The following is a 24161-nucleotide window of genomic DNA, read 5'->3' on the forward strand; positions in this document are numbered from 1 at the left end:
CCCACGTTGGAAATTACGAATTGGATTATGCTGGCGTCAGAGCAGGTTGACGCCGACCTTGCCGAAGAAGGCGCCGCTCTCCAGGCGCCGTAGCGCGTCCTGGATGCGGTCAAGGTCGTAGACCACATCGACCACCGGCCGGATGCGGTGCTTGGCGGCGAAGGCCAGCATGGCGTCATGCTGGTCCGCCGACCCGACGGCGATCGGCACGATGGTCTTGCCGATGTCCTTGCCCCAGCTGAACTCCCCGCCCAGCATGCCGATGGCGGCGATGATCCCGCCGTCGTTGACCACCGCGGCCGAGCCCGCCAGGTCCTGGGCGCCGGCGACGTCGACGACGATGTCGACGCCCTTGCCGCCCAGCTTGGCGCGCGCCGCCTGGGCCCAGTCCGGGTTCGTTTTGTAGTTGATGGTGACGTCGGCCCCCAGCGCTGCGCCGCGGCGCAGCTTGGCGTCTGAGGACGAGGTCAGGACGACATTGGCCCCCGCCGCCTTCGCCCATTGCAGGGCGGCCAGCGAGACCCCGCCGGTGCCCTGCACCAGCACCCATTCGCCGGCCTGGATCGGCCGGGCGCCGAACAGCGCGCTCCAGGCGGTCAGCCCGGCGCACGCCAGGGTCGCGGCTTCCAGGTCGCCCAGTTCGTCGGGAACCTTGCAGAGGCTGATCGCCGGGAACACTGCATGCGTGCGCGCCACCCCGTCGGCGGTGCCGCCCAGCATCTGCGCCGACATTCCCTCGCTGCGCGCCACTCCTTGGACGAAGGTCGGGTTGACCCGCTCGCCGGGCTGGAACCCGTCGACGCCCGCGCCCACAGCGACCACCTCGCCGGTGGCGCAAGACAGCGGCACGTACTCCGGCTGCTTGGTCATGTTCTGCAGCACGCCCTTGGAGAACAGCAGGTCCCGGAAGTTCAGCGTCGCCGCAGCCAGCCGCACCAGCACCTCGCCGGCGCCGGGCGCGGGCATCGCCGTCTCGCGGACCTGCACCGCGTCAATGCCGGCGCCCCCTTTGGCGTACGCAGCCTTCACAGCCATCGACCGACCTCCCTGAGCTTTTGTTATCCGCTGAAAACTTCGCCGGCACCCTAAGGTCCGCGCCGGCCGCGAGCTAGCCCTCGCCCGTACATTCCGCCGCGGCGATCACCGCGAAACACATGCCGAAGCCCGCTGAAACCATAGGCCGCAGGGCGGCCTAAACCTTGACTGTGGTAGCCGGTGATCGGGGGACGCTTTCTGCCGCGAGACATTCACGCATGCGTGCGCGCACCTCCGCTTGGCTGGGCCTCCTGGCTCTGCCGCTTCTGTTCGTCACGCCGACGCCGGTCCGCGCCGGCGGCTTCGAAAACGCCGTCCTCGCCGAGATCAACGAGGCGCGCGCCAATCCCCGCGCCCTCGCCCGCGAGCTGCGCCGCCAGCAGGTCCGCGACGCGCGCTACGGCGACGACGGCTACGGCATGTCCCAGGAAGACCCGCACGCTGTGGAGGAGGCGATCGACTTCCTGATGCGCCAGCCGCCGCTGCCGCCGCTGGCGCACGATCCGCGCCTCGCCGCCGCGGCCCGCCGGCACGTGGCCCGCCAAGGTCCGCGCGGCGACGTCGGCCACGGCGGCTCCGGCGGCCTGAGCCAGCGGATCCAGGCCCAGGGCCTGTACGCCGGCATCACGGCGGAGGGCATTTCCTATGGTCAGGAGAATCCGCGCGACGTGGTCCGTCAGCTGGTGGTCGACAGCCGGGTGCCGAATCGCGGCCACCGCCGTGACGTTTTCAGCCGCGCCTACCAGGCCGCCGGCGTCGCCTGCGGCGCCCACGCCCGCTGGGGCGACATGTGCGTGATCGACTACGCCGGGGCGATCATGCGGCGCGGGGCGGATTGAACGCCCGCCCCCCCTTCCTTCCGCTCGTCCCCGCGAATGCGGGGATGACCGGGTGGTGGCTAGCGCACCGCCATCACCTCGACCTCGCCGCCGTTGACCTCGACGACGTCGCCCACCGCCTTGCCGAGCAGCGCGCGGGCCAGCGGCGCGACGTAGGAGATGCTGCCGCGGGCCGGGTCAGCCTCGTCCTCGCCGACGATGCGGAAGCTCTGCCGCCGCCCGTCCTCGCGCTCGACCTCGACGGTGCGGCCGAACTGCACGGTCCCGGCCGCGTCCTCCGGCTCGGTCAGCTGGGCGCTGCCGCGGCGCGCCGACCAGTAGCGCAGGTCGCGCGTCGCCCGGGACATCGCCGTGCGGTCGGCGCTGATGCCGCCCTCGGACTGGGCCGCGGCGTAGGCCGCGCGCGCGGCCGCCAGCTCGGCCTCGATGGCGTCGAGCCCCGAGGCCGTGACCAGGTTCGGATGCGGCGAGATCGGACGATCGGGCAGGTCCGCGGCGCGGGCCTCGTAGTCTTCCTCGCGGGTGAAAGCGACTGCCATGCACGTGATCTAGGGATGGCGGGCCCGCGAGGGAAGCCCAGGAGCAAGCCTGACCGCAAGGCGTTTGGCCTAGCATGCCCACCCCGCCGCCCGCGCAGGATCCCGAACCGCCCCCCGGCCTCAGAGGGCAGGCCCGAACGGCGATCGGCCAGCGGTGGAGCGCTTTCCACCCGATACCGGCGCTTTACGGCATGCCCGCGCTCGCGCTGGTGCTGAGCATCGGCGTCGCGGCTGGCCAGCCTGGGCCCGCGGCGCTCGCCGCCGGCGGCGCCTTCACCAGCGGCTTCGGGGCCTTTCAGCACGTCACCAACTTCCGCATCGCGCCGATGTTGCTCGCGTCGCTGGTGATGGCGCTCGCCACGGCCGTGGGCACGCTGCTGGGCGTCGATCCTCCGCTCTATGCGCTCGCCGTCGGTCTCGGAGCCTTCAGCCTCGGCTTGGCGGCCAGCTTCGGGACCGGACCCTGGTGGGTGCTGCTGCAGGGCGCGGTCTTCCTGGTGCTGGCCAGCTCCCGGCCGGCGGGCCTTCAGGACGCTGCCGACCGCGCCCTGCTGGTGCTCGGCGGCGGCCTGGTCCAGAGCTTCAGCGTCTCGGCGCTCCGCACGCTCGTGCCGCGAGGCTTTCCGCCGCTCTCCGCGCCCAACGCCACCCCGCCGCCGCAGGGACGGGTCGAATGGGAAGCCCAGGGCCGGCGGGTCTTCCGGTTGGGATCGCCTGAGATGCGCTACGCCGTGGTCCTCGGGCTGGCGACCGCCGGGGCGGTGCTCCTCGAGCAGCACCTGCGTCTGTCGCACGGCTATTGGGTGGCGCTGACCGTGCTGCTGGTCCTGCGTCGCGGCGGGACCGAGACGGTCGTCCGCGGCCTGCAACGGATTGTCGGCACCCTGGTCGGGGCTGGCGCCGCCACCCTGATCGCGGCGCTTCTGCGGCCGGAGCCGCCGGCCCTCATCCTGCTGATCGCCGCCGCCGCCTGGTGCGCCTACGCCGCCCAATGGGTGAACTACGGGACCTTCTCCGCCGGCGTCACCAGCTTCATCATCCTGCTGTTTTCGCTGGGCGGCCCGCTGGTGGCGGGCGATCGGGTGGTGGCCACCATCCTCGGCGGGGTGCTCGGGATGGCCGCGCTCGCGCTCGACCGGCTCGGCGGACGGGCGGCCCGGCTCAGCGGCTGATCTCCGACAGCCAGGCTTCAGCCGTCGTCTCGATCGGGCTGGAGGCGTCGAGCACCCGCCAGTCCATCGCCCCCAGGTCGCGCGTCAGCTGGCTGCGCAGCACGGCGACATCAGCGTCCGAGGCGTCGCCGCTGCGCGCCGCCACCCGCGCCTCGAGCACCGCGGCCGGCGCATCCAGCCACAGGCCGTGAAAGGCGACGCCCGCGGCCTGCGCCGCCGCCTCGGCCCGCCGCCGCAGCTCCGGGCGCATGAAGGTCGCGTCGAGCACCACCGCCCGCCCGGCCTTCAGCAGGATCTCCGCCGTATCGAACAGCGCCGCGAACACCGCCGCGTCCGCGGGCGCGCTGTAGGCGCTCCGCGGCGCCGGGTCGGTCGGCCCTACGCCGGCCTGGCGCTTGCGGATCTCGTCGCTGCGCAGGATCACCGCGCCAGGGGCCGCGCCCAGCGCCGGGGCGATCCGCCGCGCCAGGCTCGACTTGCCGGAGCCCGACAGCCCGCCGACCGCCGCCAGCACCGGTCGCGCCGGGGCCAGGTGCGCCTGCGCCGCCGCCAGGTAGCGCCGCCCCAGCGCCGCCTCGCCGCTGTGGGCGCAGACGTGGGCCCGCACCGCCGCGCGCACCGACAGCACCAGCGGCAGCGCCGCCAGCCCCGCCCACAACGTTTCCGGAAAACGCCGCGCGGCCTCGTCGAGATAGCCGGACAGCACCCGCACCGCCGCCGCGCGCCGGCCGCGGAAGTCCAAATCCATCAGCAGGAAGCCGAGGTCGTAGAGCACGTCGATGTCGCTCAGCGCATCGTTGAACTCGATGCAGTCGAACGGGACCGGCCGCCCCTGCTCGACCAGGATGTTGCCCAGGTGCAGGTCGCCGTGACAGCGGCGCGAGAAGCCCGCCTGCGCCCGCGCTTCCAACAGCGGCCGCCGCCGCGCGTATTCCGCCTCGGTCGCGACAATCAGCGCCTCGACCGCCGCCTCGCCCAGCTCCGTCGCCAGCGCGCGCAGCACCGAGGCGTTCGAGGGCACCGTGTAGGCCAGGCCCGAGCCGGTCCGCCGCGGCGCCTCGGCGTGCATCCGCGCGATCGTCCGACCGAGCGCCTCGGCCATCGCCCCGTCGAGCGCATCCGGATTGGCCGCCAGCACCGCATCGTCGGCGAAGCGGCGCATCTCCAGCACCCGCTCCAGCTCCTCGCCCGGCCCGTCGAACTCCAGCCCGCCGTCCGGCGCCCGCGTGATCCGCCGGATCGCCCGGTAGATGTCCGGGGCCGTCGCCCGGTTGAACTCGAGCTCGCGCGCCAGCGCCGCGAAGCGCTGCGCAGGCGTCGTGAAGTCGACATAGTCGAAGCGCACCGCGCGCTTCTGCTTGAAGGCGGCGTCGGGGGTCAGGAACACCCGCGCCAGCGCGGTCTCCACCACCCGCTCGGAACGGGCTTCGAGCCAGCCGCCGGCTTCGGCCTGCGGATCTGCGCTCAAGGGTAGAGCCGCTGGGTGGTCCAGCCGCCGGCGGCCCGCTCGAACACCAGCCGCTCGTGCAGCCGGAACGGCCGGTCGCGCCAGAACTCGATCACCTGCGGCGTCACGCGAAAGCCCGACCAGTGCGGCGGCCGCGGCACCTTGCCCAGGCCGAAGCGCAGGCCGTACTCGCCGATCCGCTTCTCCAGCGCCAGCCGGTCCGGCAGCGGCCGCGACTGCTGCGAGGCCCAGCCGCCGATCTGCGCCGGCCGGGCCCGTGTCGCCCAGTAGGCGTCGGCCTCCGCCTCGCTGACCACCGACACCGGCCCGCGCACCCGCACCTGACGACGCAGCGACTTCCAGTGGAACAGCAGCGCGGCCTTCGGATCGGCCGCCAGTTGCCGCCCCTTGGCGCTCTCCATGTTGGTGTAGAAGACGAAGCCGCGCTCGTCGGCGTCCTTCAACAGCACCATGCGCACGTCCGGCAGGCCGTCCTCGTCGACGGTCGCCACCGCCACGGCGTTCGGATCGTTCGGCTCCTTCTCGCCGGCCTCCTTCAGCCAGGCGTCGAACAGCGCCATCGGATCGGCCTCGGAGAGCAGCGGCGGCGGCTCGGCGGTCACGACCTGGCGGACGTACTCGTCCTCGCTCGGCGACGGCGGGATCAGGCTCTTGTCGGTCATCCGGGGGATATAGCGCAGGATCGGCGCGGGCGCCGCCCAGTGCTGCGTCGCCGTCGAGGCTTGCTCTCGCCCGACCTCTACCGCAAGGAGCGGCATGGATCTCGTGATTGCGCGCTTCGGCATGCTCGCCCTCGCCGTCGGCCTGTTCGGCGCCGCCTGCTTTCCGCTCTACGTCCCCTGGGTCGAGCGCCCGCGGGCGCCGACCGCGATCCGCATCTCTGTGCCCGCCGTCGCCGCAGTCGCCGGCCTGGTCTGGCTGCTCGGCCTGTGGAGCCAGACCCCGGCGGCCGCGGACTACGCCGGCCTCGCCCTGTTCGCCTTCGCCACGCCCTCGGGCCTGGGGCTCTCGGCGGCCGTGGCGATCTGCCTGCTGCTGACCGGTCTCGCCTTCGCGCCGCAGCCGCCGGCGAAGGTCCGCGCCCTGATCACCGGCGGCCTGCTGGTCAGCCTGGCCTTCGTCGGCCACGCCTCGACCATCGGCGGCTTCGCCGGGGCGACCCGGGTCGCGGTGATGGCGCTGCACCTGCTGTTCGCCGGCGTCTGGCTGGGCGGCCTATTCCCGCTGATCGCCGCCCTGCGCACCGGCGCCGAGCCCGAGCGCACCCTACGCGCCTTCGGCAAGATGGCGATCGGCGCCGTCTTCGCCCTGGCCACCACCGGCCTGGTGGTCGCCGCCGTGGTGGTCAGCCTGGCCGGCGGCCCGCCCGGCAAGGCCTATTTGACCGCCTTCGGCGTCAAGCTCGCCCTGGTGCTCGGCCTGGGCGCGGTGGCCAGCCTCAACCGCTGGGGGCTGACGCCGCTCGCCGCGCGCAACCCGGCCGGCGCGAAGAAGGTCCTCTGGTGGTCGCTGGCGACGGAGCAGCTGCTGGCGTTCGCCCTGCTGGCGGTCGTCGCCCAGCTCGGCCTGATGGATCCGGCCTTCTGATCACCGGGCGATTTGTTCCGCCGACGCGGTTCCGCTAATAGCCGGACCATGTCGCACAACACCTTCGGCCACCTCTTCCGCGTGACGACCTGGGGCGAGAGCCACGGCCCGGCGCTAGGCTGCGTGGTCGACGGCTGCCCGTCCGGCATTCCGCTGACCGAAGCCGACATCCAGCCGTGGCTCGACAAGCGTCGCCCCGGCCAGGGCAAGTTCGTCACCCAGCGCCAGGAGCCGGACGCCGTACGCATCCTCTCCGGCGTGTTCGGCGACGAGCGCACGCCCGGCCAGCTCACCACCGGCACGCCGATCTCGCTGATGATCGAGAACGTCGACCAGCGCAGCCGCGACTATTCCGAGATCGCCCAGGCCTTCCGCCCCGGCCACGCCGACTACGCCTATTTCGCCAAGTACGGGGTGCGCGACTACCGCGGCGGCGGCCGCCAGTCGGCCCGCGAGACCGCCGCCCGCGTCGCCGCCGGCGCCATCGCCCGCAAGATCATTCCCGGCGTCGAGATCCGTGGTGCGGTGGTGCAGATCGGCCCGCACGCGGTCGATCCCGCGCGCATCGACTGGGCCGAGACCGCCAACAACCAGTTCTGGTGTCCGGACGCGGCCATGGTCCCGGTGTGGGAAGAGCACCTGGAGAAGGTCCGCAAGGCCGGCTCCTCCACCGGCGCGGTCGTCGCCGTCGAGGCGCTCGGCGTCCCCGCCGGCTGGGGCGCGCCGCTCTACGGCAAGCTCGACGCCGAGCTGGCCGCCGCCTTCATGTCGATCAACGCCTCCAAGGGCGTGGAATTCGGCGCCGGGTTCGCCTCGGCCGCCTTCTCCGGCGAGGAGAACGCCGACGAGATGCGCGCCGGCCCGGATGGCCCGGAGTTCCTGGCCAACAACGCCGGCGGCGTCATGGGCGGCATCTCCACCGGCCAGCCGGTCACCGCCCGCGTCGCCTTCAAGCCGACCTCGTCGATCCTCACGCCGCGGCAGACGCTGAACGAGGCGGGCGAGGAGCTCGAGCTGCGCACCAAGGGCCGCCACGACCCCTGCGTCGGCATCCGCGCCGTGCCGGTGGTCGAAGCGATGATGGCCTGCGTGCTGGCTGACGCCTTCCTGCGCCACCGCGCCCAGACCGGCGGCGGCGCCTTCCACCCCGGCGAGACGGCGCGGCGGTAGCGTAGATCCTCCCCCTCAGGAGGAGGCGGCCGCAGGCCGGAGGGGGTTGAAGCCAGCTGCGCTGTGCGCGTGAACCCCCTCACCCGCTTCGCGGGAGCTCCCCCTGAGGGGGAGCATCAAGGGCTCAGGCGCCCGGCTGCATCGCCCGGGTGGCTTCGCGGATCGTGTCCGACGAGACGCGGGCGATGATCTCGCCGCTCTCGATCGCCTGCTGAAGGTTGTCGCGCAGCAGGTTGCTCTGCAGCGTCACCACCTCCTGCATCGTCCGGCAGGCCGCCAGCTGGCTCAGCGCTTCGAGGTTGGTGCGCATCGCCCGCTGGGTCAGCTCGAGCCAGGCGCGCGACGCGTCCTGCGCGCCCTTCGCCAGTACGGTGGAGGCCTGCGACACCACCTGGACGTTCTGCGCCGACTTCTCGGCCAGATCCGGGTTCGGCGCGGCGGCCCCGAGCGCGCGGGTCCAGTTCTGGCTCATGCCTTCGAAGCTGCGCACGCTCGCCTCCAGGCCGGAGCGCACCGCCTGCTCGGCGGTCTCCATCTGGCTGCGCAGGATGTCGCTGTTGGCCTTGGCGGCGGCGCGGCCGGCCTCCGCCGTCTTCGCCGCCACCGCCTCGGCGGCGCGGGCGCTTTCCTTAGCCTGCCGCGTCCCGGCCTCGGCGGCCACACGGGCGGCCTCGATCGCGGCGTCGGCGCCGCTCTTCGACGCGGGGGTGTCGGAATCTGCCATGGGATGCTCCTCGGTCAGAGGCCCGCACGGGGCGGGTGGGATGGTCCGGCTTGAACGCATCGCACGCTGATGCCGCATTGCAGCATCTTCGTGTCCCAATCCGACGTCGGCGCGTGCAGTTCCACGCCCGACGGAAATCTCCCGCGCGCGGGGATCAGCTGACCAGGTAGGTGCAGCTTTCGCCGATCGTCGGCCGCGACACCGTCACCCGGCACAGGCCCGGAAACTGCGGTTGCAGCCGCCCGGCGAAGAAGACGCAGATGTTCTCCAGCGTTGGGCTCTCCAGCCCGGGCTTCTCGTTGAGCAGGCCATGATCCAGCTCCGCCGCCACTGCCTTCAGCGCCCGGTCGAGCTCGCCGAGGTCGGCGACCCAGCCGACCGGCGGCGCAGCCTGGCCGCGCACCGTCGCCTCCACCCGGAACGAATGGCCGTGCAGCCGCGTGTAGGGGCTTCCCGCCGGACCGCCGTCGGGCAGGTTGTGCGCCGCGTCGAAGCCGGCGGCCTTGGTGATCTCGAAGATGGCTGGGCTCATGAGAGTGTTGGGCGAGGGCCTGGGTAAAGCCTCAGGCGATGCCGAGATATTTGTGCGTCTGCACGCTTAAACGCCACCGGGGGTGCGCGAGGCAATAGGCGATCGCCGCCTCGGTGTTGGCGATCCGGTCCGGCCCGTCCATCGGCTGCAGCAGGAAACGCTCGAAATCGAGCGCCTCGAACCGCGCCGGATCGACGCCCGGCTGCGGAAAGACCAGCTTTAGCTCCTGCCCGCGGGTCTGCGTCAGGGCGGCGTCGGCCTTCGGGCTGACGCAGATCCAGTCCAGCCCGGCCGGCGCGGCCAGGGTGCCGTTGGTCTCGATGGCGATCTCGAAGCCGCGCGCGTGCAGCGCCGCAATCAGGTCGGCGTCGACCTGCAACAAGGGCTCGCCGCCGGTCAGCACCACCAGCCGGTCGCCCGGCCCGCCGCGCCAGGCGGCCTCGACCGCGGCGCTCAGCGCCTCGGCGTCGGCGAACCGGCCGCCGCCCGGCCCGTCCATGCCGACGAAATCGGTGTCGCAGAAGGTGCAGACCGCCTCGGCCCGGTCCTCCTCGCGGCCGGACCAGAGGTTGCAGCCGGCGAAGCGGCAAAACACCGCTGGCCGGCCGGCCTGGCCGCCCTCGCCCTGCAGCGTCAGGAAGATCTCCTTGACCGCGTAGCTCACCGGGCGGCCTCCTCGGCGGAGAGCGCCGGCCGCCCCTCGGCGACCCAGGTCTCCCAGCCACGGGCGCGCAGCTCGCAGGCCGGACAGGTCCCACAGCCGTGGCCCCAAGGGTGCAGCTGGCCGCGCTCGCCGAGATAGCAGGTGTGGCTGTCGCCAACGATCAGTTCGACCAGCGGCTCGCCGCCCAGCCCTTTCGCCAGCGCCCAGGTCTGCGCCTTGGTCAGCCGCATCAGCGGGGTCTCGACCACGAAGTCCTGCGCCATCCCGAGGTTCAGCGCCTGCTGCATGGCGTCTAGCGTGTCGCGCCGGCAGTCGGGGTAGCCGGAGAAGTCGGTCTCGCACATCCCGCCCACCAGCCTCGGCAGGCCGCGCCGGTCGGCCAGCGCCGCGGCGTAGACCAGGAAGACGAGGTTGCGGCCGGGCACGAAGGTCGACGGCAGGCCCTTGTCGGTCAGCTCGATCGCCCGGTCGGCGGTCAGCGCGCTCTGCGCCACCGCGCCGAACCCGCGCATCTCCAGCATGTGGTCTTCGCCCAGCCGCGCGCGCCACTCCGGGAACGCCCGGACGAACGCGGCGCGAACCTCGTCGCGCGCCTCGAGCTCCACCGAATGCCGCTGGCCGTAGTCGAAGCCGACCGTCTCGACGCGGTCGTAGCGGGAAAGCGCCCAGGCCAGGCAGACGGCGGAATCCTGTCCGCCGGAAAACAGCACGAGCGCGCCCGAAGTCTGGTTCATCGGCCCCCATATGCGCGCTGGGCGCGCGCGGGGGAAGACGTCGGGCGCGACCTGCGGCGCGAAAGCAGGGAACAGCGCGGCCTCGCCTCAGGTTCCTTGTCTTATGGACGATTAGGAGACGGCAAGATGGGGCATCCAGTCGGACCCGCGACCGGCGGCGAACCCTATGATCACGCCCTGCGGGGCGCCTCGGCGCAGACCGGCGGCGATCAGACCGTCAGACCGGAGGCCCGCCCCTTCTCCGATCCGATCGAACTGGCCAACAGCCCCGAGGGCCGGCGCATCGAACAGAAGCTGCGCGCCGAAGCCCTGGCGCGCCGCAGCGCAGAGGACGACGACGCGATCATTGACCCCACCGGCCACGCCTGAGGCGCCGCGACCGAACGCCGCGGGAACTGACAAATGTTGAACGGGTTTCCTCCGGGTGACCCCAGAGCAACTCCGCAAAGAGGCCGCCGAGGCCGAGTTGATGGCCCGTGTGGTGAGCTACCACGCCGACAAGCAGTGGTTGACCGCCAAGGCGGCGGAACTCCGCCGCCTTGCTGAACGGCTGGAACGCAATCGCGAGCCGCCCGCCCCGGACGACGCCCCCGGGCCAACCGTCCGCCACTAGGCCCGCGTCCCGCTAAACCGGGACCGAATGGCCCTGCGCAGCGACCCGGCGCGCGTAAACCTTCCACATACCCTGTTGATGTAGCCAGGATCGTGATGGAAGCGACACGCCTATCACCGGAGATCGAAGCCTTCGCGCGCGAACTCTGCGCGTCGGAAGGCTGGGACCCCGACGAGCGCATCGACTGCGCGGCCGGCGAGGTTGCGCTGGCGCAGCAGTGCGCCGTGACCGGACGCTGGAGCTGCGCCCGCTGGCAGGCCTATGCGCCGGCGGCCGAGAAGCTCGCCAAAGCCCCCGCGGACGACTGGGACACCTTCTAGGCCGCCGACTAGGCAGGCGCCAAAAATTAAGCAGATCCGTTTAAATCTCCGCGCCGACAGGGGGAAACCATGACCGAGGCCACCTCGTCGGGCCCGACGGCCGCCGCGCGGCGCTTCGTGGCTGGCGCACCCATTCTCCTCACGCTGCTGGGCCTGGACGGACGGGTCCTGGAGTTCAGCCCGTCGTTCGTGAGGATGTATGTCGAGGCCACCGACGTGCGGCCGCAGGACGTCATCGGCCGCGAGGTCGCCGACATCCTTCCCGAAGCCGCGGCGGCGATGCGCGACATCCTCGACCGGCTGCTGGCCGGCGAGCCGATGGTCGAGCTGGAACGCACCCTGCAGCTTCCCAGCGGCCATCGCATCAGCCTGCGCAGCCAGGCGACCCTGTGGCGCGACGAGGCCGACCAGCCGTTCGCCGCCCTGCTCGTCCACCAGGACATGAGCGCCGAGGTCGAGGCGCGCGAGGCGCGTGCGGAGTCCGAGGCCCAGCTCCGCGCCGTGGTCGACAACCTGCCGGCGCAGATCACCCTGCTCGACCTTGAGGAAGAGCGGATCGCCATGCTCAACGCCGGCGTCATCAAGGGCGCCGCCGACCATCTCGGCGCCTCGGTCGGCCGCCGCTATCGCGAGGTGCTGCCGCCCGAACGGCTCGCCAAGCTCGAACACTACATCCGCGAGGCCGAGGCGGCCGGCGGCGTGATCGAGACCGAGCAGGAGTACACCGACGGCCCGTCGCAGGGCCGCGTCGCGCGCATCAAGCACATCATCTTCCGCGACGGCCGCGGGCGTCGCCAGCTGCTGTGGATCGCCGAGGACGTCACCGAACTGCGGGAGTCGGCCAAGGCGCTGCAGCGCGCCGCCGAGGAAGCCGAGGCCGCCAACCGCGCCAAGTCGGAGTTCCTCGCCAACATGAGCCACGAGATCCGCACCCCGCTGAACGGGGTGATGGGCGTGGCAGGCGCGCTCGCCAAGACCACGCTGTCGGCCGAGCAGCAGGAGATGGTCTCGCTGATCGAGACCTCGGCCAAGACGCTGGAGACCCTGCTCAGCGACATCCTCGACCTGGCCCGCATCGAGGCCGGCAAGATGGAGCTGCGGCCCGAGGCGTTCGACCTGGCCGCCTCGGTGAACGCCTGCACCGCCCTGTTCGACGCCGCGGCCCAGGCCAAGGGGCTCGACCTGGAGGTGGCGATCGCGCCGGGCGCCCTGGGCGCCTACGTCGGCGACGCCGCGCGGCTGCGGCAGGTGCTTTCGAACCTGCTGGGCAACGCAGTGAAGTTCACCGCCTCCGGACGGGTCCGGCTGAAGGTCGACGCCCGCCGCGGCGAGACCAGCTCGGTGCTGCGCTTCGAGGTGAGCGACACCGGCATCGGCTTCGACGCCGAGACCAAGGCCCGGCTGTTCTCGCGTTTCGAGCAGGCGGACGGATCGATCACCCGGCGCTTCGGCGGCTCCGGCCTGGGGCTGTCGATCTCGCGCTCGCTGGCCGAAGCCATGGGCGGCCGGCTCGAGGCCGACGCCGAGCCGGGCGAAGGCGCGACCTTCATCCTGACCATCGAGCTGCCGCGCTGCGTCGGCGCCTTCGACCTGTGGTGCGAGGAGGCCGAACCGGAGGCCACGGCCGATCCGCTGCTCGGCATGCGCGTGCTGCTGGCCGAGGACCACCCGACCAATCGCCGCGTCGTCGAGCTGATCCTCGGCGCCGCCGGGGTCGAGCTGACCTGCGTCGAGAACGGCGCCGACGCCGTCGACGCCTTCCGCGACCGGGCCTTCGACCTGATCCTGATGGACATGCAGATGCCGGTGATGGACGGCCTCACCGCCATCGGCGAGATCCGCAAGCTCGAGTACGCTGTCGGCGCCGATGCGACGCCGATCTGCGTGCTCACCGCCAACGCCATGCCCGAGCATGTCAGCGCCTCGCTCGACGCCGGCGCCGATGCCCACCTTTCCAAGCCGATCCTCGCCGACGCGCTGCTGGAGCGGGTGGCGGAGGCGGCCGCCGCGCGACCAGTGGTCGCGTCGCGCATGCCGGCGGTAAGGTTAAGCTCCACCTCTGGCTGAACTGAGGGTATGCGTTCCCCGGATGGGGGAGTGCATGTTTTCGAGTCTGGGTTATCGGCGCCTGCTGATTGCGGGCGCGTGCGCGAGTGCTCTGGGCGTTTGGGCCGCGCCGGCGGCGGCGCGCGCCGACGAGGCGGTCGCGGTGGACGAGCTGATCGTCACGGCCGAGCGCCGCGAAGCGGCGCTGCAGGACGTCCCCATGGCGGTGTCGGCCTTCTCCGCCGAGACCCTGCGGGCCTCGCGGCTGGACGGGCCCAGCGAACTTTTCCGGGCGATCCCCAACACCAACTTCTCGCGCTCGAACTTCGGCACCTACAACCTGTCGATCCGCGGCATCGGCTCGAAGTTCATCGGCCTGTCGGGCGAGTACGGCGTCAGCGTGCACGTCAACGCCACGCCGCTGACCTTCAGCCGGCTGGCCGACGCCCAGTTCTTCGACGTCGAGCGGGTGGAGGTGCTGCGCGGCCCGCAAGGCGCCCTCTACGGCCGCAACGCCACCGGCGGTGCAGTTAACGTCCTCACCGTCCGCCCGACCGACCGCTTCGAAGGCTCGGTCACGGCCGAGTACGGCAACTACGACACGGTGCGCCTGCAGGGCGCGCTGAACCTGCCGCTGAACGAGATGATGGCGCTGCGGCTGGCCGGCTTCGCGCTGAAGCGCGACGGCTTCGCCACCAACACGGTGACCGGCAACGACATCGACGACCGCGACATCCAGGCCTTCCGCGCCAGCTTCCGGCTGCAGCCCAACGAGGTCCTCGACCTCAACGTCATGTGGGAGCATTTCAACGAGAAGGACAGCCGCACGAGGGTCGGCAAGCAACTCTGCATCCACGATCCGGGGCCGGCCTCGATCGGCGCCGTGCCGGTGCTGGGCGTCAACCGCGGCTACCTGAGCCAGGGCTGCCAGCCGGGATCCCGCTATTCGCCGGACGCCTATGGGGCGGTGAACTCGCTGGCGACGCTCGCCGGCATCACCCTGCCGCTGATCGGCATGGCCCCCGGCGACGTCTTCGCCGGCCGGGTGCAGGATCCCGACCTGCGCCACATCGAAGCGGTCCGCGATCCGCTCTATGCGGTGCGCACCAACCTCTTCCAGATCGACGCCAAGCTGCGCCTTCGACCGGGCCTGACGCTGCAGTCGCTGACCGCCTTCAACTACGACCACGCCTATTCCTACCAGGACTACCTGCGGGTCACGCCGAGCGTCCCGTTCACGCCGGTCGGGCCGGCGGCGGCGCTGTTCCCCGGCGGCTATGTCGACGACGGCCAGGTCGGCCGCGCCAACGCCCTGCGCGGGTTCGACTACTATCCGACGCGGTCGAAGGAGTTCTTCCAGGAGGTCCGGCTCTATTCGAACTTCGACGGGGCCTGGGACTTCACCCTCGGCGCGGCGCACCGCGAATTCTCGGTCGACAGCCATTACTACGTGCTGTCGAACGGGCTCACCGCCTTCGCCAAGGTGCAGAACGCCGCCGCGGCCTCCAGCGGCCTGGTCCCGTACTACGTCGACCCGGCCTTCCCGCCGGACGGGACCGGACACAATTATTACGACAACCAGAGCGCCAACCGCATGCGCTCGAGCTCGGTCTACGGCGAGCTCATCTGGCGGCCGACCGCGGCGCTGAAGCTGACCGGCGGGCTGCGGGTGACCGACGCGCGCAAGGCCAGCGAACCCAGCCCGATCACCCTGCTCGCGCCGCCGACCCTGGCGGCGACCCCGCCGGCCTCCGGCACGCGGGTCAATCCCGCCTTCAACGGCGGCCGCGGCCATCCGCCGGCGCCGCTGCTCACCGAGAACGACACCTCGACCACCGGCCGGCTCAATCTGGAGTGGACGCCGACGCTCGGCTTCACCGACCACAGCATGGTCTACGCCAGCTATTCGCGCGGCTATAAGGGCGGCGGCTTCAACACCCCTTGCGACCTGCAGAGCCCGGGCTGCGGTTCGGTGCCGCAAACCTTCGCGCCGGAGCACGTCGACGCCTTCGAGATGGGGACCAAGAACATCCTCGCCGGCGGGCGGCTCGCGCTCAATCTGACCGGCTTCTACTACAACTACGACGGCTACCAGGTGGCCGGGACGATCAACAAGTCGTCGGTCAACCAGAACATCGACGCCCAGATCTACGGCCTCGAGTTCGAGAGCGTCTGGGAACCCGTCGCCGACCTGCAGCTCAACCTGGCCGCCGGCTGGCTGAAGACGACGATCCGCGACGGGGCGGTGATCGACACCTTCAACCGCACCCAGGGCGATCCGCGGCTGGCGGTGATGAAGGCGCAGGACGCCTCGAACTGCGTCGTCAACCGCGCGGCCCTGGCCACGCTCGTCGCCATCCAGCAGGGGCTGCCCGGCGCGCCCGCCATCCGCGGCGTGACCGGCAATCCGGGCGCGCTGCTCGCCGCCTGCTCGGGCGCCTATTCCGCGCTCGGGCTCTACAACTACGCCGGCACGAACCTCGTCACCGCCCCGATCGCGGTCAACAACGCGCCGGCGGCCAACTCCATCGTGCAGGTCGGCCAGGGCGTGCCGGTGTCGCTGCGCGGCAACCGCCTGCCGAACGCGCCGGAGTGGACCGTCTCGTTCGGCGCCCAGTACAGCTGGAACGTCGCCGCATGGCGCGCGACCCTGCGCGGCGACTACTACCGGCAGGGCGACAGCTATGCGCGGATCTTCAACTCCGAAAGCGACAAGCTGAAGGGCTATCCGCTGGTCAATGCGACGCTCAGCTTCCAGGGCCCCGCCCGGGACCTCGAGGTGCTGCTGTACGTCAAGAACCTGACCGACGAGACGCCGATCACCGACATCTACCTGACCGACGACTCCTCGGGGCTGTTCACCAACACCTTCACCCTGGACCCGCGCACCTACGGCGTGGCTGTGACCAAACGCTTCTGATCGCGCATCTTGCGCCCCCGCCGCCGATGACCTAACCGCAACGCTGAATTTTCGGGGGCGCCGCGGTCCCCGCCAATGCGGGGGAGAACATGGCCGAGAAGACGCCTGCGCCGCCGTCGCTGGATGACGTCCGCGCGCGGATCGACGCCATCGACTCCGAACTGCTCAAGCTGGTCGACGAGCGCTCGGCGCTGGCCCGCGAAGTCGCCGCGGCCAAGGCCGCCGCCGGCGACACCGAACGCTTCGGCCTGCGCCCGGCCCGCGAGACTCAGGTGCTGCGCAAGCTGCTCGGGACCCGCCGCGTCGCCGCCCGTCCGCCGCTGGTGGTGCGCATCTGGCGCGAACTGATGGCCGACAGCCTCAGCCTGCAGGGCCCGTTCCACGTCAGCGTCTGGGGCGGCAAGGATCCCGGCCGGGTGATGGAGCTGACCCGCATGCGCTTCGGCGCGGCGCCGCCGATCAGTCAGGTCGCCAAGCCGGAGGATGCGCTGGCCGCCGCCCGCGGCCGCGGCGGCGTCGCGGTCGCCGCGCTGACCCCCGACAACGCCTGGTGGGGCCGGCTGCTGGCCGAGCCGCGGCTGAAGGTCTTCACCACCCTGCCGTGCCTCGCCGCCTGGGGTCCGTTGACCGCGCTCGGCGTCGCCGACGTCGAGATCGAGCCGACCGGCGACGACCGCACCTTCTGGGTCACCGACGCGCCCCAGGGCGCCGGGGCGATCGTCGAGGCGCTGAGCCGCGACGGGGTCGCCGCGACCCTGATGCTGGAGGCCGGCGGTCTGAAGCTGTTCGTCCTCTCCGGATTCTACCAGCCCGACGATCCGCGGCTGGCCCGCGCGCCGGGCCGGCTTTCCGGCGTCATCGGGGCTGCGCCGGCGCCGCTGGACGTGTAAGAGGCGAGCCTCAGCCTGCTCAAGGCTCGGTTCTCCTTACGGTTCGTCAGATGTCCGGATCTCCCACGCCCAGCGACCGCGGGCGCGCCTCGCGCCCCCTTCCCAAGCCCGGCATCCTCGACATCCACGCCTACGTCCCCGGCAAAGCCAAGGCCGAAGGGGTCGAGAACCCGATCAAGCTGTCGGCCAACGAGAACATCCTCGGCTCCAGCGAACGGGCGCGCGAGGCCTACGCCGGCGCCGTGAACGAGTTGCACGTCTATCCGGACAGCCGCACCACCATCCTGCGCACCGCGATCGCCGAGACGTACGGCCTGGAGCCGGAGCGGCTGATCTTCGGCTGCGGCTCGGACGAGGTCTTCGCGATCCTCAACCAGACCTTCCTCGAGCCTGGCGACAACATCGTCCAGGGCGAGTTCGCCTTCGCCGCCTTCGCCATCGGCGCCTACGCCTGCCAGGCCGAGGTGAAGATCGCCCGCGAGCCGGACTATCGCATCGACGTCGACGAGATCCTCAAGGTGGTCGACGAGCGCACCCGGCTGGTGTTCCTCGCCAACCCGGGCAACCCGACCGGCACCTGGATCCCGTTCTCCGAGGTCCGCCGGCTGCACGAGGCGCTGCCGCCCAGCGTCGTGCTGGTGCTCGACGGCGCCTATTCCGAGTTCGTCACCGACCCCAGCTTCAACGACGGGCTGGAATACGCCCGCACGGCGAGCAACGTCGTCGTCACCCACACCTTCTCCAAGCTGCACGGCCTGGCGGCCCTGCGCGTCGGCTGGGGCTACGGCCCGGCCGAGATCATCGCCGCCATGGACCGCATCCGCCTGCCGTTCAATACCTCGATCCCGGCCCAGCGCGCCGCCGTCGCGGCGTTGGCCGACGACGACTTCCAGGCCCGCTCGATCGCCCTGGTCGACCAATGGCGGCCGTGGTTCGAGCAGCAGCTCGGCGGCCTCGGCCTCGACGTGGTCCGCCCCTCGGCGGCCAACTTCGTGCTGGTCGGCTTCCCCAAGGTCGCGGGCCGCACCGCCGTCGAGGCGGAAGCCTTCCTGGCCGCCAGGGGCCTGCTGGTGCGCGGCGTCACCAACTACGGCCTGCCCGACCACCTGCGGATCACCATCGGCCTGGAAGAGCACAACCGCGCCGTGATCGACGCCCTGACGGACTTCTTCAAGCGATGAGCCGCAACCTGAAAACGGGCGTCATGTACCCGCGGATGGCGGTGATCGGCTGCGGCCTGATCGGTTCGTCGGTGATCCACGCCGCCCGCGCCGCGGGCGTGGTCGGCGACGTCGCCGTCGCCGACGCCTCGGCCGAGCATCGCGCGCGCATCCAGGAGCTCGGCTACGCCGACCTGGTCACCGCCGACCCGGCCGAGGCCGTCAAGGACGCCGATCTGGTGGTGCTGGCGGTGCCGGTGCTGGCGATGAGCGGCGCGCTGGCTCAGGCCGCCCCGGCGCTGAAGCCGGGCGCCACGGTGACCGACGTCGGCTCGGTGAAGTCCGCCGTCGCCGAGGTGCTGACGCCGCTGATTCCCGATGGCGTCTTCCTGGTCCCCGGCCACCCGATCGCCGGCACCGAATACTCCGGCCCCGACGCCGGCTTCGCCGAGCTGTTCCAGAACCGCTGGGTGATCCTCACCCCGCTGTCGCGCGAGGACGATCCCTACCTCGAGGCCGCGCAGCAGCTGGTCGACTTCTGGCGCGCCCTCGGCGCCAACGTCGACCGGATGGACGACAAGCACCACGACCTGGTGCTCGCGGTCACCAGCCACCTGCCCCACCTGATCGCCTACAACATCGTCGGCACCGCCGCCGACCTGGAGGAGGTCACCCAGGCCGAGGTGATGAAGTATTCCGCCGGCGGCTTCCGCGACTTCACCCGCATCGCCGCCTCCGACCCGACCATGTGGCGCGACATCTTCCTGGCCAACAAGGACGCGGTGCTGGAGATCCTCGGCCGCTTCACCGAGGACCTGCAGGCGCTGTCGCGGGCGATCCGCTGGGGCGAGGGGGACAAGCTGTTCGAGCTCTTCACCCGCACCCGCGCCATCCGCCGCGGCATCGTCGCCGCCGGCCAGGAAACCCCCGAAGCCAACTTCGGCCGCGACCACCGGACGCCCTAACCTCGGCTGTCATCCCGGTTTCGCGCAGCGAAGACCGGGACCCGAGAACACGGCGCAGCAGATCCCTCACGCGTCGTCGCGCCCTCTCCGTCCCCGCCGTGTGCTTGGGTCCCGGACAAGCCGCTCGCGCGGCTTTCCGGGATGACGGCTATGGTTGGGCAACCGGGAGGATCAGATGAGCGCAAAAAACCCGAACGGACGCCCCGTCGCGGTGGTGATCGGCGCCACCTCGAAGTGGCAGGCGGACGGCGCCAACACCCGCCTCGTCCGTGGCGGCGCGGCGGTCGACGACGGCGACGTGCCGGTCAGCGCCCGCTGGGGGGCCGGCGGGGCCATCGCCCAGAAGTTCGCCCGGGAAGGCTGCTTCGTGGTCATGACCACCCGGAGCCGGGCCAACGCCGAGCCGCTCACCCAGGCGATCGCCGAGCAGGGCGGCGAAGGCATGATCGTCGAGCTGGACCTGGCCTCGCCGGCTTCGATCACCGCCGCCTTCGCCGAGATCCGGCGCGACGCCGGCGACCCGGAGGTGTTGGTCTACAACGCCGGCTACCTCGAGGGCCGTCAGTTGCCGAAGGAGCAGGAGCTCCTGGAGTTCTTCCCGCCGGAGATGTTCGAGACCGCCATCGACGTCGCCTGCCGCGGGCCGTTCCTGGTCGCCAAGGAGGTGCTGCCGGCCATGCGTCAGAACGGCCGCGGCTCGGTGCTGTTCTCGAACAATCCGCAGTCGCTCCGCGGCCGCAAGCGCGGGACCGGCCAGTCGCTCTACTATCCGCGGGTGATGCTGCGCACCCTCGCCCAGGTGCTGACCGAGGAATACACCGCGCACGGGGTGCACGTGGCCAATGTGATCATCGACGGCGTGATCGACGCGCCCGGCATCCGCGGCGTCTACGGCGCCGTCCCGGTGATGGACCCGGCGAAGATCGCCGACGCCTTCTGGTGGCTGCACACCCAGGATCCATGCTGCTGGACGCACGAGATCCAGCTCACCCCGGCCCCGCAGCCGCCGACGGTGTGAATCCCCACCCCACTGTCATCCCGGTTTTCGCGCAGCGAAAGACCGGGCCCCATGAACACGGCGCTTAATTCTCAAGCCGCTCATCCCCGCGAAAGCGGGGACCCAGGTTCTTTTGTTCTGCTGAGACGGCGGCGGCGCATGACGCAAGACGCCAGGATCCCCGCTTTCGCGGGGACGCGCGGGATGGGGAGAACCCCGCGCACCTACCAGCTAGGATTGCTGCGGCGGTCCCAAAAACGCCTCCACCGCCTCGATCGCCTCGACCAGGCTGACCCGCTGGATCTCCACCCCCTCGGGGAGCGCCGAGAACAGCCGCGTCGGAGCCTGGGCGTCGAGCATGACGAAACAGCCCTGGTCGTCGGCCCGACGGATCAGCCGGCCGAACGCCTGGGCGATCCGTCCGCGGGCGACGGCGTCGTCATAGCCCTTGCCGCCGAACCGCGCCCGGCGGGCCTTGTGCAGGATGTCGGGCCGGGGCCACGGCACCCGGTCGAACACCAGGAGCCGCAGCGAACGGCCCGGCACGTCGACGCCGTCGCGCACCGCGTCGGTGCCCAGCAGGCAGGCGTCCTGCTCGGCGCGGAAGATGTCGACCAGCGCGCCGACCTCCAGCGGGTCGACGTGCTGGGCGTAGAGCGCCAGGCCCTTGTCGGCCAGCGGCGCGGCGATCCGCTCGTGCACCGCCTTCAGCCGGCGGATCGCAGTGAACAGGCCCAGGCCGCCGCCGCCGGCCGCCAGGAACAGCTCGCGCATCGCCGCCGCCACCTGCCGGGCGTCGTCGCGGGAGACGTCGGTCACGACCAGCGCCTTCGCCTGGTTGGCGTAGTCAAACGGCGAGGCGAGCTTCAGCGTCTTCGGCCGGTCCGGCAGCCGGGCCGCGCCGGTGCGCATCTCGGCCAGAGCGAAGGGATCGTCCAGCGCCGGGTCGGCGAGCGTGGCGCTGGTCACCAGCACCCCGTGCGCCGGGGCGATCACCGCATTGGTCAGCGGTTCGGTCGGATCGACCCAGTGCCGGCGGCAGGCGGCGTCGACCACCCGGCCATAGAGGAAGGTCGCCTCGAACCAGTCGACGAAGTCGGGGTCGTCCTCGCTGTCCTCGTCGATCGCCCGCAGCATCGAGCGCCACGCCGGCAGCGTCATCCGCGCGCGCTTATCAAGCCCCCGCAAGGCGCCCTCGATCCTGGCCCGCTCGGAGGGGCCCAGGGTCGCGGCCTCGGCGTCGAGCACGTCTTCCAGATGACGGACCAGCGCCAGCATCGGGGCCTCGATCTTGGCGATCGCCGCGGCGGCCTCGCGCGCTGTGCTCCGCACCAGGTCGAGCGCCGGCCGCGCCGCGCACTCCATGCCGACGTCGGAGGACGTGGCCCGGGCGCGCAGCTGGTCGATCACCGCCACCAGGAAGCTCTCGATCGGCCCGCTCGGGTTCACCTCTCCGTTCGGCGGCGCGATCCGGCCGGACCAGCCCTCGCCCGGCAGGGCGGCCGCCGCCCGGGTGGCGTCCAGCAGCACCTGCTTGCCGTCCTCCTCGCCGCCCAGCACGTCGAGCAGCCGGGCCTCCAGCCCGCGCCCCCGCCGCCCGCGGCCTTCCGGCCCGCGGATCCAGCGGCGCAGCTCGGCGGCCTCGGCGCCGGACAGGGCCGCGGAAAACGCGCTGTCGGCGGCGTCGAACAGGTGGTGGCCCTCGTCAAAGACGATCCGCTTCAGCTGGCTGGTCTCGTTGTCGGCCTTGGAGCCGCGCGCCGCCCGCGCGCCGTCGAACGCCGCCTGGGTCAACACCAGGGCGTGGTTGGCGATGACGATGTCGGCCCGGCGCGAGCCGCGGATCGCCTTCTCGACGAAACAGGTGCGGTAGTGGGCGCAGCCGGCGTGGATGCACTCGCCGCGCCGGTCGACGAGGTTCGCCGCGCTGGCCTGGGCCGCCGGGGCCACGTGGAACAGGGTCGGCAGCCAGGCCGGGAAGTCGCCGCCGGTCATGTCGCCGTCGCGGGTCACCCGCGCCCAGCGCGCCGCCAGCCCCATGCCGACGAGGTCGCCATTGCCCAGTTGCGCGGCGTTGGTCGCGTCCTGGAAGTTCAGCAGGCACAGGTAGTTCTCGCGGCCCTTGCGGACCACCGCCTTCTTCGCCCGCACCTTCGGGTCGGGGAAGATCGCCTGGCTCTCGCGCTCGATCTGCCGCTGCAGGGCGCGGGTGTAGGTCGAGACCCACACCGCCGGGCCGTTGGCCTCGGCCCACAGCGAGGCCGGGGCCAGGTAGCCCAGGGTCTTGCCGACGCCGGTGCCGGCCTCGGCCAGCATCATCCGCGGCTCGCCCTCGCGCTCGCGCGGCTGGAAGGCGAAGGCGGCCTCGGCCGCGAAGGTCGCCTGGGCCGGCCGGGCCTCGGCGAGTCCGGCCTGGGCCAGCAGCGCCTTCAGCCGCTCGGCCGCGTCCGCCGCCTCGATCGGCCGCGAGCCCGCCTCGCCCGGCGGCGCTTCGGCCTCCCACTCGACCAGCCGGGTCCAGACGTCGAGGCCGGAGGTGCGGAACATGTTGCCGACGGGGGCCGAGCGCAGGGCGCCGATCGTCGCCGGGCCCCAGGCCCAACCGCCTCTGGCCAGGGTCTCGGCGGTCGCCAGCGCCTCCTCCCGCGAGGGCTCCGGCGCCGCGGCGAGCTCCGCCAGCAGCACCCGGCAGGCCTCGCGCAGCGCCGCGGCCTGGGCCGGCGCGCCCTTCGGCTCCGGCAGCCCGAGCGCCTGGGCCAGTCCCGCCGCCGAGGGGGCGCAGAACCGCGCCGGCCGCACGAAGGCGAACAGCTCCATGGCGTCGAACAGGCCGGGGCCGCGCGGCGGCGCATGCAGGCCGAGCCGGCGCGCGGTCATCGCCGCATGCGCCAGCAACACCGGCCCACGCTCGAACAGGTCGCGGGCGTCCGGCGGCCGCAGCGGCTGGGCGCCGGCGGCGTCGGCCACCGCCGCCCGCGGCCCGGGCAGCACCACGAGCGCGGGCGCGAGGTCGATGCTGGCGGCAGGGGCGTTCACGCCCCACTGCTAGCGCCATTCCCCGGTGAACGAAACGGAAACCGGCCTCGCACATTGGGAAGATGACAGAGCCGTTCAGCGAGGGTTCAGGGAGCGAGCATTAACTATCTGTTAGTTCGGTCGTTTCTGTGAGGGGCGAGAGGCGGCCCAGGAGGTCGAACGATGCGCAAGACATTCACCGCGCTCGCCGCCGCCCTGGTCTTCGGCGGCGCCCTCGCCGCGACGGCGACCCCGGCCGACGCGCGGCCCCATGGCGGCCGAGGCGGCTATGGCTACGGCGGTTACGGCCAGGGCGGCTATGGCGGCTACGGCTATGGCCGCGGCTATCACCACGGTCACCACGACAACGACGCGGGCGTCGCGGTCGCCGCCGGCGTCGTCGGCCTAGCCTTGGGCGCGGCACTGGCCAGCGGCTACAACAATCGCGGCTACTACAACGGGGGCTCGTACTACGGGGGCCGCGGCTACTACGGCGGCGGCTATAACGGTCGCGGCTACTACGGCCAGCCCTACAACGGAGGCTACTATGGCGGCGCGCCCTACGCCTATCCGCGCTCGGGCTACTACCGCGGCTACGCCCCCGGGTACGGCTATGGCCAGGGCTACGGCTATCGCACCTGCGTCGGCCGCAACTGGGTGTACGACCCCTACATCGGCCGCCGCGTGCTGGTGAAGTCGCGCTACGCCTGCTGACCGCAGCGCTCCAGAAGACCCGGCGAAACGGAACGGGAACGTGCTATAGCCGCGGAC

The 24161-nt window shown here is 71.9% G+C and carries 23 protein-coding genes; 14 read left to right on the plus strand and 9 right to left on the minus strand.

Annotated features, from left to right (window positions below; translation table 11 throughout):
- Positions 1–36: 36 nt before the first annotated feature.
- Positions 37–1035 (minus strand): zinc-dependent alcohol dehydrogenase family protein, encoded by a 999-nt coding sequence (locus ACSQ14_RS14940; RefSeq protein WP_436014113.1) that lies wholly within the window; start codon positions 1033–1035, stop codon positions 37–39.
- Positions 1036–1253: 218 nt separating this feature from the next.
- On the opposite strand from ACSQ14_RS14940, the gene ACSQ14_RS14945 reads away from it, so the two are divergent.
- Positions 1254–1874 carry a CAP domain-containing protein gene (locus ACSQ14_RS14945; RefSeq protein WP_436014115.1) on the plus strand — a complete coding sequence of 207 codons (621 nt, stop codon included), beginning with the start codon at positions 1254–1256 and terminating at the stop codon, positions 1872–1874.
- A 59-nt stretch (positions 1875–1933) separates the two neighbouring features.
- Here ACSQ14_RS14945 and greA read toward each other — a convergent pair whose 3' ends face one another.
- Complete coding sequence (greA, locus tag ACSQ14_RS14950) at positions 1934–2413, minus strand: transcription elongation factor GreA (protein WP_436014117.1); 480 nt, start codon at positions 2411–2413, stop codon at positions 1934–1936.
- A 191-nt stretch (positions 2414–2604) separates the two neighbouring features.
- On the opposite strand from greA, the gene ACSQ14_RS14955 reads away from it, so the two are divergent.
- Positions 2605–3585, plus strand: coding sequence for an FUSC family protein (locus ACSQ14_RS14955; RefSeq protein WP_436014119.1), 981 nt, complete (start codon positions 2605–2607; stop codon positions 3583–3585).
- On the opposite strand, the gene ACSQ14_RS14960 is transcribed toward ACSQ14_RS14955, so the two are convergent.
- Both ACSQ14_RS14960 and pdxH read right to left on the minus strand, forming a co-directional pair.
- Positions 3575–5053, minus strand: coding sequence for an AAA family ATPase (locus ACSQ14_RS14960; RefSeq protein ID WP_436014121.1), 1479 nt, complete (start codon positions 5051–5053; stop codon positions 3575–3577). The two genes, ACSQ14_RS14955 and ACSQ14_RS14960, sit on opposite strands and share 11 nt — an antisense overlap.
- Positions 5050–5715, minus strand: a complete 666-nt coding sequence (gene pdxH / locus ACSQ14_RS14965; protein ID WP_436015436.1) for a pyridoxamine 5'-phosphate oxidase — start codon at positions 5713–5715, stop codon at positions 5050–5052. Before pdxH ends, ACSQ14_RS14960 begins: the two co-directional genes overlap by 4 nt.
- 94 nt (positions 5716–5809) lie before the next feature.
- Here pdxH and ACSQ14_RS14970 point away from each other — a divergent pair, with 94 nt between their 5' ends.
- Together ACSQ14_RS14970 and aroC are read left to right on the plus strand one after the other, a co-directional pair.
- Positions 5810–6640: a CopD family protein gene (locus ACSQ14_RS14970; RefSeq protein ID WP_436014123.1), complete on the plus strand. Its 831-nt coding sequence runs from the start codon at positions 5810–5812 to the stop codon at positions 6638–6640.
- Positions 6641–6688: 48 nt separating this feature from the next.
- Complete coding sequence (gene aroC, locus ACSQ14_RS14975) at positions 6689–7810, plus strand: chorismate synthase (RefSeq protein ID WP_436014125.1); 1122 nt, start codon at positions 6689–6691, stop codon at positions 7808–7810.
- A 124-nt stretch (positions 7811–7934) separates the two neighbouring features.
- Here the strand turns inward: aroC and ACSQ14_RS14980 are convergent, their stop codons facing one another.
- The 4 genes from ACSQ14_RS14980 to queC form a co-directional block, all read right to left on the minus strand.
- Entirely contained in the window at positions 7935–8534 is a 600-nt protein-coding gene (locus tag ACSQ14_RS14980) for a phasin family protein (RefSeq protein WP_436014126.1), read from the minus strand.
- Positions 8535–8688: 154 nt separating this feature from the next.
- Positions 8689–9066: a 6-pyruvoyl trahydropterin synthase family protein gene (locus ACSQ14_RS14985; protein WP_436014128.1), complete on the minus strand. Its 378-nt coding sequence runs from the start codon at positions 9064–9066 to the stop codon at positions 8689–8691.
- A gap of 31 nt (positions 9067–9097) precedes the next feature.
- A complete protein-coding gene (gene queE / locus ACSQ14_RS14990) occupies positions 9098–9730 on the minus strand; it encodes a 7-carboxy-7-deazaguanine synthase (protein WP_436014130.1) in 633 nt (210 codons plus the stop codon).
- A complete protein-coding gene (gene queC, locus ACSQ14_RS14995; RefSeq protein WP_436014132.1) occupies positions 9727–10464 on the minus strand; it encodes a 7-cyano-7-deazaguanine synthase QueC in 738 nt (245 codons plus the stop codon). Before queC ends, queE begins: the two co-directional genes overlap by 4 nt.
- Before the next feature lie 126 nt (positions 10465–10590).
- Between queC and ACSQ14_RS15000 the strand changes: the two genes are divergently transcribed.
- From ACSQ14_RS15000 to ACSQ14_RS15040, 9 genes are all read left to right on the plus strand, one after another.
- Positions 10591–10833 (plus strand): hypothetical protein, encoded by a 243-nt coding sequence (locus ACSQ14_RS15000; RefSeq protein ID WP_436014134.1) that lies wholly within the window; start codon positions 10591–10593, stop codon positions 10831–10833.
- Between the two features lie 55 nt (positions 10834–10888).
- Positions 10889–11077, plus strand: coding sequence for a hypothetical protein (locus ACSQ14_RS15005; RefSeq protein WP_436014136.1), 189 nt, complete (start codon positions 10889–10891; stop codon positions 11075–11077).
- 95 nt (positions 11078–11172) lie between these two features.
- Entirely contained in the window at positions 11173–11397 is a 225-nt protein-coding gene (locus ACSQ14_RS15010; RefSeq protein WP_436014138.1) for a hypothetical protein, read from the plus strand.
- 69 nt (positions 11398–11466) lie between these two features.
- Complete coding sequence (locus ACSQ14_RS15015) at positions 11467–13464, plus strand: ATP-binding protein (RefSeq protein WP_436014140.1); 1998 nt, start codon at positions 11467–11469, stop codon at positions 13462–13464.
- 34 nt (positions 13465–13498) lie between these two features.
- Complete coding sequence (locus ACSQ14_RS15020) at positions 13499–16363, plus strand: TonB-dependent receptor (RefSeq protein WP_436014142.1); 2865 nt, start codon at positions 13499–13501, stop codon at positions 16361–16363.
- 89 nt (positions 16364–16452) lie between these two features.
- Positions 16453–17253, plus strand: coding sequence for a chorismate mutase (locus ACSQ14_RS15025; protein ID WP_436014144.1), 801 nt, complete (start codon positions 16453–16455; stop codon positions 17251–17253).
- Between the two features lie 50 nt (positions 17254–17303).
- A complete protein-coding gene (hisC, locus tag ACSQ14_RS15030) occupies positions 17304–18434 on the plus strand; it encodes a histidinol-phosphate transaminase (RefSeq protein ID WP_436014146.1) in 1131 nt (376 codons plus the stop codon).
- A complete protein-coding gene (locus ACSQ14_RS15035; protein WP_436014148.1) occupies positions 18431–19378 on the plus strand; it encodes a prephenate/arogenate dehydrogenase family protein in 948 nt (315 codons plus the stop codon). Before hisC ends, ACSQ14_RS15035 begins: the two co-directional genes overlap by 4 nt.
- A 175-nt stretch (positions 19379–19553) precedes the next feature.
- Positions 19554–20396, plus strand: a complete 843-nt coding sequence (locus tag ACSQ14_RS15040; protein ID WP_436014150.1) for an SDR family oxidoreductase — start codon at positions 19554–19556, stop codon at positions 20394–20396.
- 210 nt (positions 20397–20606) lie between these two features.
- Here the strand turns inward: ACSQ14_RS15040 and ACSQ14_RS15045 are convergent, their stop codons facing one another.
- Positions 20607–23411: an ATP-dependent DNA helicase gene (locus ACSQ14_RS15045; protein ID WP_436014152.1), complete on the minus strand. Its 2805-nt coding sequence runs from the start codon at positions 23409–23411 to the stop codon at positions 20607–20609.
- Between the two features lie 162 nt (positions 23412–23573).
- On the opposite strand from ACSQ14_RS15045, the gene ACSQ14_RS15050 reads away from it, so the two are divergent.
- The gene (locus ACSQ14_RS15050) at positions 23574–24104 is read left to right on the plus strand and encodes a hypothetical protein (protein ID WP_436014154.1); all 531 of its coding nucleotides are present in this window, start codon (positions 23574–23576) and stop codon (positions 24102–24104) included.
- Positions 24105–24161: the final 57 nt, after the last annotated feature.

Source organism: Phenylobacterium sp. LjRoot219 (assembly GCF_964252995.1).
Taxonomy (GTDB): Bacteria; Pseudomonadota; Alphaproteobacteria; order Caulobacterales; family Caulobacteraceae; genus Phenylobacterium.